11 protein-coding genes are annotated in these 11,132 nt (G+C 62.0%); 8 read left to right on the top strand and 3 right to left on the bottom strand.

Annotated features, from left to right (window positions below; translation table 11 throughout):
* Positions 1 to 7: 7 nt before the first annotated feature.
* Entirely contained in the window at positions 8 to 979 is a 972-nt protein-coding gene (gene tauA / locus ACIOAU_RS18910; RefSeq protein ID WP_188036839.1) for a taurine ABC transporter substrate-binding protein, read from the bottom strand.
* Positions 980 to 1,561: 582 nt separating this feature from the next.
* Here tauA and ACIOAU_RS18915 point away from each other — a divergent pair.
* From ACIOAU_RS18915 to ACIOAU_RS18950, 8 genes are all read left to right on the top strand, one after another.
* Positions 1,562 to 2,908, top strand: coding sequence for an OprD family porin (locus ACIOAU_RS18915; protein ID WP_150570517.1), 1,347 nt, complete (start codon positions 1,562 to 1,564; stop codon positions 2,906 to 2,908).
* 158 nt (positions 2,909 to 3,066) lie between these two features.
* The gene (locus tag ACIOAU_RS18920; protein WP_101322562.1) at positions 3,067 to 3,705 is read left to right on the top strand and encodes a peroxiredoxin; all 639 of its coding nucleotides are present in this window, start codon (positions 3,067 to 3,069) and stop codon (positions 3,703 to 3,705) included.
* 361 nt (positions 3,706 to 4,066) lie between these two features.
* Positions 4,067 to 4,660: an NADPH-dependent FMN reductase gene (ssuE, locus tag ACIOAU_RS18925; RefSeq protein ID WP_101322561.1), complete on the top strand. Its 594-nt coding sequence runs from the start codon at positions 4,067 to 4,069 to the stop codon at positions 4,658 to 4,660.
* A gap of 81 nt (positions 4,661 to 4,741) precedes the next feature.
* Positions 4,742 to 5,707 carry a sulfonate ABC transporter substrate-binding protein gene (locus tag ACIOAU_RS18930; protein ID WP_101322560.1) on the top strand — a complete coding sequence of 322 codons (966 nt, stop codon included), beginning with the start codon at positions 4,742 to 4,744 and terminating at the stop codon, positions 5,705 to 5,707.
* Positions 5,708 to 5,767: 60 nt separating this feature from the next.
* Positions 5,768 to 6,916 (top strand): FMNH2-dependent alkanesulfonate monooxygenase, encoded by a 1,149-nt coding sequence (gene ssuD / locus ACIOAU_RS18935; protein ID WP_101322559.1) that lies wholly within the window; start codon positions 5,768 to 5,770, stop codon positions 6,914 to 6,916.
* 10 nt (positions 6,917 to 6,926) lie between these two features.
* Positions 6,927 to 7,724: an aliphatic sulfonate ABC transporter permease SsuC gene (ssuC, locus tag ACIOAU_RS18940; RefSeq protein WP_101322558.1), complete on the top strand. Its 798-nt coding sequence runs from the start codon at positions 6,927 to 6,929 to the stop codon at positions 7,722 to 7,724.
* The gene (ssuB, locus tag ACIOAU_RS18945) at positions 7,721 to 8,533 is read left to right on the top strand and encodes an aliphatic sulfonates ABC transporter ATP-binding protein (RefSeq protein WP_401183921.1); all 813 of its coding nucleotides are present in this window, start codon (positions 7,721 to 7,723) and stop codon (positions 8,531 to 8,533) included. The genes ssuC and ssuB overlap by 4 nt, the downstream gene beginning before the upstream one ends.
* A 30-nt stretch (positions 8,534 to 8,563) precedes the next feature.
* Entirely contained in the window at positions 8,564 to 8,779 is a 216-nt protein-coding gene (locus ACIOAU_RS18950; RefSeq protein ID WP_101322556.1) for a molybdopterin-binding protein, read from the top strand.
* A gap of 114 nt (positions 8,780 to 8,893) precedes the next feature.
* Here ACIOAU_RS18950 and ACIOAU_RS18955 read toward each other — a convergent pair whose 3' ends face one another.
* Positions 8,894 to 9,520, bottom strand: coding sequence for a TetR/AcrR family transcriptional regulator (locus ACIOAU_RS18955; protein WP_101322555.1), 627 nt, complete (start codon positions 9,518 to 9,520; stop codon positions 8,894 to 8,896).
* Positions 9,520 to 11,097 carry a glutamate--cysteine ligase gene (gshA, locus tag ACIOAU_RS18960; protein ID WP_219860607.1) on the bottom strand — a complete coding sequence of 526 codons (1,578 nt, stop codon included), beginning with the start codon at positions 11,095 to 11,097 and terminating at the stop codon, positions 9,520 to 9,522. The genes ACIOAU_RS18955 and gshA overlap by 1 nt, the downstream gene beginning before the upstream one ends.
* Between the last annotated feature and the right edge of the window lie 35 nt (positions 11,098 to 11,132).

The following is an 11,132-nucleotide window of genomic DNA, read 5'->3' on the forward strand; positions in this document are numbered from 1 at the left end:
CTCCGGATCAGTTGGGCAGGTATTTGGCGGTGACGTATGGGGCGTAGTCAGGCAGCACGGCGTCGACCTTGCCTTGCTCCTTGAGGAAGGCTGCGGTGTTGCTCAGGGCCTGGGTGGTCGGCGTGCCGAGGGCGCTGGCCTGGTCGGCGGCCAGCGGGTAGACGTTGCCTTGCAGCAGCACCGGGATATCGCTGCTCTTGGCGCCCGAGAGCTTGGCCAGTTTGGCGACGTTGTCCGGGTTGGCCAGCCAGGCTGCCGGGTCCTTGCGGTAGTCGGCGTAGGCATCCAGGGTGACCTTGGCGAAGGCCTTGACCACGTCCGGGTGCTTGGCGGCAAAGTCTTTGCGCACGATCCAGGCGTCGAAGGTCGGCGCGCCTTTTTGTGCCAGCTCACCGGAGGTGATCAGCACCTTGCCGTTCTCCTTGGCGACGCCCAGCGCTGGGTCCCAGACATAGGTGGCGTCGATATCGCCACGCTTCCAGGCGGCGATGATGGCCGGCGGGGCGAGGTTGAGGATCTGCACCTTGGACGCATCGATGTTCCACGCTTTGAGCGCAGCGAGCAGGCTGTAGTGGCCGGTCGAAACGAACGGTACGGCGACCTTTTTGCCGATCAGGTCCTGCGGGGTCTTGATGCTGTCGCGGGCAACCAGCGCTTCACCGGCGCCGATCTGGGTGGCGATCAAAAAGGTTTCGACCGGCAGCTTGCGGGTCGCGGCTGCGGCCAGCGGGCTGGAGCCGAGGTAGCCGATCTGTACATCGCCCGAGGCCACGGCCGTGATCACGTCGGCGCCGTTATCGAATTTGCGCCAGTCGATATCGGCCTTGCTGGCTTTTTCGTAGGCGCCATCGACTTGGGCAACCTTGGCTGGGTCGACGGTGGTCTGGTAGGCCACGGTAAGGTCAGCGGCCTGGGCCAGCCAGCTGCTGCTGGCGAGGGTCAGGGCGGCGAACAGGCGCAGCGGAGCGTGCGGGATCATGGGTTTGCCTCTCGTCAGCAATCTGGGTAGTTGATGGCGAGAGACTAAATGATCTAAGAATCCTAAAATAAATAACTTTTCGGTATTAGCTTAGGTGCCTTTTGGGGGCGCTGCGCGCCCCTTTCGCGACACAAGGCCGCTCCTACAGGGACCGCGTTGCCTGCACGTTGCGCGGTCGGCGTAGTAGCGGCCTTTTGTCGCGAAAGGCCCGCAAAGCGGGCTGGCGTAATGACTGTTCACTGCTACGCTCCCCCGGCCTAGAGCAAAAGGAAATAAGGTTATGAGCAAACGTTTGCAAATAACCTAAAGCTCTTAAGGGGCCCTGCCGATACCGCAAATGGTAGTAAAGGTTCCTATGATATGCCGCAATAGTCTTAGCAATTCATAAAACAGTCATTTTGGATTTATAGGATTGTCATTATCCTGTAGCCCAGGGTGGCGGCTTAGACCTTAGTCGTGAAACGTTCGGAAATGATTGACTGGACGGTCACGCTCTGCGACTAAATCGCCAGTCCATGGTGAGTGAGGCAATAGACCTCGCCGCCACTGATATACAAAAATTAGAACGTAGAGGAGCAAAACATGTACAAGTCAAGCCTGGCTCTGGCCGTGGCACTGGGGGTTCTCGCCCAACAAGCAGGTGCTGCTGGCTTCGTCGAGGACAGCAAGCTGTCCGTAAGCTCGCGTACCATGTACTTCAACAACGATAACCGTGAAGCCGGCGGCAACAAGCCACGTCCTGACAACCGCGAGTCGGGTCAGGGCTTCAAGCTTGACTTCATTTCCGGCTTCACCGAAGGCACCGTTGGTTTTGGTGTAGATGCTCAGGCGCTGTGGGGCATCCACCTTGACGGCGGCAAGGGCTACCACCCTGATGGCAGCAGCTTCTTCCCAAGCGACTCCGACGGTTCGTCCGAGAAGCAATGGGCACGCTTTGGCGCCAACGCCAAGGCTCGTTTCTCCAAGACCGAAGCTCACTTCGGTAGCGCGCTGTCGCCAGCCTTGCCGATCCTGGTTGCCAACGATGGCCGTCTGCTGCCGCAGACCTTCGAAGGTGCCACCATTTCCTCCAAGGAAATCGACAACCTGACCATCAACGCCGGTCAGATGACTCACGCCATGGGCCGTGCGTCCAGCAACCGGACTGGTCTGTCGGTCAACGGTGCTACCGCTGACAGCAACAAGTTCCGCTACGGTGGTCTGGACTACAAGCTCACCCCAGACCTGACCCTGCAGTACTACTACTCGAACCTGGAAGACTTCTACAAGCAGCACTTCCTGGGCGCGACTCACGTCTTCAAGATCGCTGACGACCAGTCGTTCAAAACCGACCTGCGCTACTTCGACAGCAGCAGCGACGGCAAAAACGGCAACGGCGGTGGTTACAACTTCAACAACAACGGTGGCTACGCCAAGAACGTAGGCGAGGTCGACAACAAGACCTGGTCTGCCATGTTCACCTACTCCCTGGGTGGTCATGCCTTCTTGCTCGGTCATCAACGCGTCAGCGATGACGGCGGTTTCGTCTGGTTGAACCAAGGTTCGGTACGTGATGGCAATGGCCGTCCGGAAGGCGCAGGCGGCGCGAGCTTCTACCTGTTCACCGACAGCATGATCAACCAGTTCGCCAAGGCCGGTGAAAACACCACCTTCGGTCAGTACTCCTATGACTTCGCGCGCGTTGGCGTGCCGGGTCTGAAAGCGGCTGTTTCGTACCTGCGCGGTGAAGATGGCCGCAACGCCAACGGCAACGGCACCTTCTCTGAATGGGAACGCGACGCCCGGATCGACTACGTGATCCAGCAAGGCACCCTGAAAGGCCTGGGCGCGACCCTGCGCCATGGTATGTACCGCGGCACTGGCACCAGCTCGCTGGCTGACCAGGACCAGACCCGCTTCATCGTCAACTACACTTACGCTTTCAAGTAAGTCGTAGCTGCACGCCAAAAAGCCTCGCCTAGTGCGAGGCTTTTTTATGCCTGCAATTCGTAATGCATTCTGGTTATAAATAAATCGATATTTATTCTTTTTAATCTATTTCGATTGCAGGCACATTGGACCCATAACGCAGACACAGGAGCCGCACCATGAGCCTCAAACTCGGCGACATCGCCCCCGATTTCGAACAGGATTCCAGCGAAGGCAAGATTCGCTTCCACGAGTGGTTGGGCAATAGCTGGGGCGTGCTGTTCTCGCACCCTGCCGACTTCACCCCGGTGTGCACCACCGAGCTGGGCCTGACCGCCAAGCTCAAGGACGACTTCGCCAAGCGCGGGGTCAAGGCAATCGCCCTGTCGGTCGACCCGGTCGATTCGCACCACAAGTGGATCGATGACATCAATGAAACCCAGAACACCGTGGTCAACTTCCCGATCATTGCCGATGCTGATCGCAAGGTCTCCGACCTGTACGACCTGATCCACCCCAACGCCAACGACACCCTCACCGTGCGCTCGCTGTTCGTCATCGACCCGAACAAGAAGGTGCGTCTGACCATTACCTATCCGGCCAGCACCGGGCGCAACTTCAACGAAATCCTGCGGGTGATCGACTCGCTGCAACTGACCGACAACTACAAGGTCGCCACGCCAGGCAACTGGCAGGACGGCGACGAGGTAGTGATCGTGCCCTCGCTCAAGGATGAAGCCGAGATCAAGGAACGCTTCCCCAAAGGCTACCGCGCCGTGAAGCCCTACCTGCGCCTGACACCGCAGCCCAACCGCTGAATACAGAATCCTCGTTGCACATGCTCTTAGCCAAGCAGGGATATTCGGGCCGCTCATGCGGCCCTTTTTTATTCGCCCCCCGCACGGCCCCTGTAGGAGCGGCCTTGTGTCGCGAAAGGGCTGCGTAGCGGCCCCAGCAATCTGTGCTGCTGCATAAATCTTGGGGCCGCTACGCGACCCTTTCGCGACACAAGGCCGCTCCTACAGAGGATTGTGCGAGGCTTGGCTTTATATGCATTAAAAGAATAAACAAATGAAAAAATATGATTTATAGATATATATAGACTGCTGTTAAGGTCACTTACATCAAGCGGGAGCACTACTGAACAGGCCCCGCCACGAATCGAAGGAAGCGTTGCTCATGTTGGTTGTCTCGGTAGGTGGTAGCCCAAGTACCCGTTCCCGCTCCGGGGTGTTGCTGGAGCGTTCACGCCAGTGGCTGCAAGAGCGTGGGGTTGAGGTCGTGACCTTTCAGGTCCGCGAGTTTGCCGCCGAAGACCTCCTCCATGCGCGCTTCGACAGCCCGCAGGTGCAGCACTTTCAGCAGCTGGTAGCGCAGGCCGATGGCCTTATCGTCGCCACCCCGGTGTACAAGGCGTCGTTTGCCGGCGCCCTGAAAACCCTGCTCGATCTGCTGCCCGAGCGCGCTCTGGAACACAAGGTGGTGCTGCCAATCGCAACCGGCGGCAGCATCGCCCACATGCTGGCGGTGGACTACGCCCTCAAGCCCGTGCTGTCGGCACTCAAGGCGCAAGAGACCCTGCAAGGGATCTTCGCCGACGACAGCCAGATCGCCTATGGCGAAGGCAGCGCCCCGGCGCAGCTCGCGGCCAGCCTCGAAGCGCGCCTGCTGGACTCGCTCGACACGTTTCACAGCGCCTTGGTTCGCCGGCCACAACCGGTCGCCCCAGGCGTGCTCAATGAACGCTTGATCAGTGCTCGCTGGAGCATCTGAAGCCACACGTTTTTCCACCTTACTCGCCCGTCAACGAGGCAAGCAGGTGCAACCCGAACCCTATACGTCTTGGAGAGCGCCATGCGCACAGTCTTCTTGCGTCGCGGTCTGGTCGCCCTGTTTGCGGCGGCTGTATCCTTCGGCGCCATTACTCAAGCCCAGGCCGAGAGCCTGCGCATCGGTTATCAGAAATACGGCACGCTGGTGCTGCTCAAGGCCAAGGGCACGTTGGAAAAGCGCCTGGCCGAGCAAGGCATTCAGGTGCAGTGGACCGAATTCCCCGGCGGCCCGCAGCTGCTTGAAGGGCTCAACGTCGGCTCGATCGACTTTGGCGTCACTGGCGAAACGCCGCCGGTGTTTGCCCAGGCCGCCGGCGCCGATCTGCTCTACGTCGCCTACGAGCCGCCAGCGCCGCACAGCGAAGCGATCCTGGTGCCGAAGGGCTCCACGGTGCAGTCGGTAAAAGACCTCAAGGGCAAGAAAGTCGCCCTCAACAAAGGCTCCAACGTGCACTACCTGCTGGTGCGTGCGCTGGAAGATGCCGGCCTCAAGTACAGCGATATCCAACCGGTTTACCTGCCGCCCTCAGATGCCCGCGCCGCGTTCGAGCGTGGCAGCGTCGACGCCTGGGTGATCTGGGACCCGTACCAGGCCGCCGCCGAAAAGCAGCTGCAGGCGCGTACCCTACGTGACGGCCAGGGCCTGGTCGACAACCACCAGTTCTACCTGGCGACTCGCGACTATGCGACCCAGCACCCGGCGGTGATCAACACCTTGATCGAAGAAGTCCGCGCGGTTGGCCAGTGGTCCCAGGCCAATCCGCAGGAGGTCACCGATCAGGTCGCACCGCTGCTGGGCCTGCCGGCCGACATCACCCTGACCTCGGTCAAACGTCAAGGCTACGGCGCAGCGCCGCTGACCCCCGAAGTGGTCGCGGCACAACAGAAAATTGCCGACACCTTCCAGGCGCTCAAGCTGATCCCCAAGCCGCTGAGCATCAAGGACGTGATCTGGACACCCCCGGCCAAGGTCGCAACTGCGCCTTGATTGATCTGCCTGCGCCGGGGCGCCGCTCCGGCTTGAGCCACCCTTGAGGAGACAACTCCAGTGAGCCTTAATATTTTCTGGTTCCTTCCAACCCACGGTGACGGCAAGTACCTGGGTACTTCCGATGGCGCCCGTGCGGTCGACCACGGTTACCTGCAACAGATTGCCCAGGCGGCGGACCGCCTTGGTTTCGGCGGCGTGCTGATCCCGACCGGACGCTCCTGCGAAGACTCCTGGCTGGTGGCCGCGTCGCTGATCCCGGTCACGCAGAACCTGAAGTTTCTGGTCGCGCTGCGTCCCGGCATCATTTCGCCGACCGTGGCGGCGCGCCAGGCAGCCACGCTGGATCGGCTGTCCAATGGCCGGGCGCTGTTCAACCTGGTCACTGGCGGTGATCCGGATGAGCTGGCCGGCGATGGCTTGCACCTCAACCACCAGGAGCGTTACGAAGCTTCGGTCGAGTTCACCCGTATCTGGCGCAAAGTGCTCGAAGGCGAAAACGTCGACTACGAAGGCAAACACATTCAGGTCAAGGGCGCCAAGCTGCTCTACCCACCGATCCAGCAACCACGTCCGCCGCTGTACTTCGGCGGCTCTTCGGAGGCCGCGCAGGACCTGGCTGCCGAGCAGGTCGAGCTGTACCTGACCTGGGGCGAACCGCCTGCAGCAGTGGCCGAGAAGATCGCCCAGGTGCGCGAGAAGGCCGCCGCGCAGGGCCGCGAAGTGCGCTTCGGCATCCGCCTGCATGTGATCGTGCGGGAAACCAACGAAGAAGCCTGGGCCGCCGCCGACAAGCTGATCTCGCACCTGGACGACGCCACCATTGCCCGTGCCCAGGCCTCGCTGGCGCGCTTCGACTCGGTTGGCCAGCAACGCATGGCCGCTCTGCACGGCGGCAGCCGCGACAACCTTGAAGTCAGCCCCAACCTGTGGGCCGGGGTTGGCCTGGTGCGCGGCGGTGCTGGCACTGCGCTGGTCGGCGATGGCCCGACCGTGGCAGCGCGGGTCAAGGAATACGCAGCGCTGGGCATCGACACCTTCATCTTCTCTGGCTACCCGCACCTGGAAGAGTCATACCGTGTGGCCGAGCTGCTGTTCCCGCACCTGGATGTACAGCGCCCGGAGCAACCGAAAGCGGGTGGCTACGTCAGCCCGTTTGGCGAGATGGTCGCCAACGACATCCTGCCCAAGTCCGTGTCGCAGAGCTGAGGACCGGACCATGAGTCGTGCAACCTCATCCACCCTGGCTCAGCGCCTGGCCCCCTGGGCACTGCCGGTACTGCTGCTGGCGATCTGGCAACTGGCGGTCAGCGCTGGCTGGCTGTCGACGCGCATCCTGCCCGCACCCAGCGCAGTGGTCAGCGCTGGTGTCGAGCTGGTACGCAGCGGCGAGATCTGGACTCACCTGGCCATCAGCGGCTGGCGTGCGGGGCTGGGTTTTGCCATCGGCGGCAGCATCGGCCTGGTGCTGGGCTTTATCACCGGCCTGTCGAACTGGGGTGAACGCCTGCTCGACAGCTCGGTGCAGATGATTCGTAACGTGCCGCACCTGGCGCTGATCCCACTGGTGATCCTGTGGTTCGGTATCGATGAGTCGGCGAAGATTTTTCTGGTCGCGCTGGGCACGCTGTTCCCGATCTACCTGAACACCTACCACGGTATCCGCAACGTTGACCCGGCCCTGGTGGAAATGGCCCGCAGCTACGGCCTGTCCGGCTTCAGCCTGTTCCGTCAGGTGATCCTGCCGGGTGCGCTGCCATCGATTCTGGTCGGTGTGCGCTTTGCTCTGGGCTTCATGTGGCTGACCTTGATCGTCGCCGAAACCATCTCGGCCAACGCCGGTATCGGTTACCTGGCGATGAACGCCCGGGAGTTTCTGCAGACCGACGTGGTGGTGCTGGCAATCGTGCTCTACGCCGTGCTCGGCAAGCTTGCTGACCTCGCCGCCCGAGGCCTGGAACGCGCCTGGTTGCGCTGGCACCCGGCCTATCAAGTGGCCAAGAAGGAGGGCGCATGACCGTGCTCAAGGAACAACCGCCGCGCTTGCTGCGTGGCATCCCGCTGGCCACCCAGGGTGTGCGCAAGAGCTTTGGCCAGCGCGAAGTGCTGCGCGGCATTGATCTGCACATCCCGGCCGGGCAGTTCGTCGCCATCGTTGGCCGCAGTGGCTGCGGCAAGAGCACCTTGCTGCGCTTGCTGGCGGGCCTCGACCAGCCCACCGGCGGCCAGTTGCTGGCCGGCGCTGCGCCGCTGGCCGAGGCCCGCGAAGAAACCCGTTTGATGTTCCAGGACGCGCGCCTGCTGCCATGGAAAAAGGTCATCGACAACGTCGGCCTCGGCCTCAACGGCGACTGGCGGCAAAAGGCGCTGGACGCACTGGAAGCCGTTGGCCTGGCCGACCGCGCCAATGAGTGGCCAGCGGCGTTATCTGGCGGGCAGAAGCAGCGTGTGGCCCTGGCCCGCGCACTGATTCACCAGCCACGCCTGCTGCTGCTCGACGAGCCACTTGGCGCGCTGGATGCGCTGACCCGGATCGAGATGCAGCAACTGATCGAACGCCTGTGGCGCCAGCATGGCTTCACCGTGTTGCTGGTCACCCATGACGTTAGTGAGGCGGTTGCCGTGGCCGACCGGGTGATCCTGATCGAAGACGGTGCGGTCGGCCTCGACCTCAACGTCGAGCTGGCGCGGCCCCGGGTGCGCGGCTCGCACCGTCTGGCCGCACTGGAAAGCGAAGTTCTCAACCGAGTTTTGTCTGTACCGGGCGCTGCGCCCGAGCCGGACCCTGTAGCACCTTTGCCCACGCAGTTGCGTTGGGCTCACTGAACCCTGAAACCAGCACAAAGGAATCACACCATGACTATCAAAGCGATCAACGTCCGCAACCAGTTCAAAGGCACTGTGAAAGAAATCCTCGAAGGCCCGGTATTGTCGGAAATCGACGTGCAGACCGCCTCCGGTGTGGTCACCTCGGTGATCACCACGCGTTCGGTAAAAGAGTTGGAATTGCAGGTGGGCAGTGAAGTGATTGCCTTCGTCAAATCGACCGAAGTCTCTATCGCCAAGCTGTGATGGCGTTTGGTGTGTCGGGGCCGTTTTGCGGCCCTTCGCGGGCAAGCCCGCTCCCACAGGGATCGTTGTGGGAGCGGGCTTGCCCGCGAAGGATCGCAAAGCGCCCCAAAACTATCAGCGTTTAGGCAGGAACAGCGGCAAATACAACCCCAGATACGCCTCACACACCCGCTTGCCTTCCTCGGCCATGCGCGGGGTGATCTGCTCGTGCAACTGCACCGAACGGGCATAGACCCGGTCGCTAAGCTCCATCGCCAGGGCAAACACATCGACGTCGTGCGGCATTGCCGGTAGCTGGAAATGCTGATCGAACAGCTTGTGCATCAGCTCGCCCAACTCCAGATCATGCTTGCGATCCGCCTGGGTCACTTCGCTCAAGCCATGCTGCGCCAGAATCAACTGCCGCGCTGCGGCATCCTCCTGATAGATCTCCAACATACGTTGCTCGATCAGCCGCGACAGGTCATGCCAGGTGGTCAGCGCGCTGCTGTCGATCGGCGCGCGCAGTGCCTCACGAAAGGCCCGGTGCACATCTGCCGTCAGCGCTTCGAGCAGGGCCGGCACGCTGGCAAAGAAGTGGTACACCGACGACGGCGGGATCTGCGCGTGTTCAGCCACGCTGTAGATCGACAGCCCGGCCACACCGTGCGCCGCAAGCAACTCGCGGGCTGCCGCCAGGATCGTGACGATCCTGGCCTGGCTGCTGGCGCGCGGCTTGCGTGGTGTGGGCGTGCGGGTCATCAGTTGCTGATGGCCAGGATGCTGGCCTGGTAGGCACCGACGAACAGGTCGAAGTCACCCACCTCGTCCTGCTCCAGGCGCGCCTGCTCGGCCAGCGAGTCACGTGCCAGCGTCTCGAAAGCTTGCTGGCGCTCGGGGCTCAACGGCTGCTCACGGAAGGTTTCGGCATGCAGACGGCTCTGACGCATGGAGAATTCGACAAAGCTCTCATCGTGCTCGGTCATGCGCGCCAGCACCTGCGCCGACGGCGTCAGTTCGGGATCATCGACCTTGGCCTGCTGCGCTTCAACCGCTTTGGCGTGGGCGTCGCCGCCGTTGGCTTGATCGAGCAACGCGGCCAGCGGCGCGATACGCTCGATCAGCTCGCCGGCCCACTCCTTGAGCGTCACCGGTTGGCCATTGCGCTGCAGCTCCAGGCCCGGCTTGCGGCCTTGCTTGACCACGCTGAGGAAGTTGCTGGTGCACTGGCCGCATTCGCCGTTGCTTAGCTGCGGGCTGTCGTCCAGCGCGCACAGCAGCAGGAATGCATCGAGGAAGCGCGACTGCTGCAGGTCGATACCGACCGGCAGGAACGGGTTGATGTCCAGGCAGCGCACTTCGACGTACTGCACGCCGCGCGAGGCCAGCGCCTGGATCGGCCGCTCGCCGGTGTAGGTCACGCGCTTGGGGCGGATGTTCGAGTAGTACTCGTTTTCGATCTGCAGGATATTGGTGTTGAGCTGAACCCACTCGCCATCCTTGTGCGTACCGATCTCGACGTATGGCGGGTACGGCGTGCCGACCGCCTTGCGCAGGCTGTCGGTGTAGCTGGCGAGGTCGTTGTAGCACGGCGTCAGGCCGGCCTGGGCGTTGCTCTGGTAACCCAGGTCGCTCATGCGCAGGCTGGTCGCGTAGGGCAGGTACAGGGTGTCGGGGTCGAGCTGTTCGAGCTGGTGCGCACGGCCACGCATGAAGCCTGCATCCAGCGCCGGAGAAGCGCCGAACAGGTACATCAGCAGCCAGCTGTAGCGGCGGAAGTTACGAATCAGGGCGATGTACGCCGCCGACTGGAAGTCACGGTCGCTATCGGCGCCGCCTTCCTTTTCGCGCAGCAGAGGCCACAGGGCCTCGGGCAGCGAGAAGTTGTAGTGAATACCGGCAATGCACTGCATGGTACGGCCGTAACGCAGGGCCAGGCCCTTGCGGTAGACATACTTGAGCTGGCCGATATTGGAGGTGCCGTAATAGCCGATCGGAATATCCTCTTCGGCCGGCAATGCACAGGGCATCGACGGGCTCCACAGGTATTCGTTACCCAGCTTGGACTGGACGAAGCGATGCACCTCTTCGAGGTTATCCAGCACCGCTGCCGGGTCGGCCAGGGCCGGAGTAATGAACTCCAGCAGCGATTCTGAATAATCGGTGGTGATCTGCTCGTTGGTCAGCGCCGATCCCAGGGCCTCGGGATGCGGGGTCTGGGCCAGGCGACCTTGATCGGTCACGCGCAGGCATTCGCGCTCAATACCGTGCAGGCACTGCTTGAGCAAGGGGAGATTGGCACTGAGCAGGCTCAGGCGGCTGTTGAGGAGTTCGCTCAAGATGTATTCCTTCACGCGTCAGTCGCCCCAATATG

The sequence above is a fragment of the Pseudomonas sp. NPDC088322 genome, assembly GCF_044740745.1.
GTDB classification, from domain to species: domain Bacteria; phylum Pseudomonadota; class Gammaproteobacteria; order Pseudomonadales; family Pseudomonadaceae; genus Aquipseudomonas; species Aquipseudomonas shirazensis.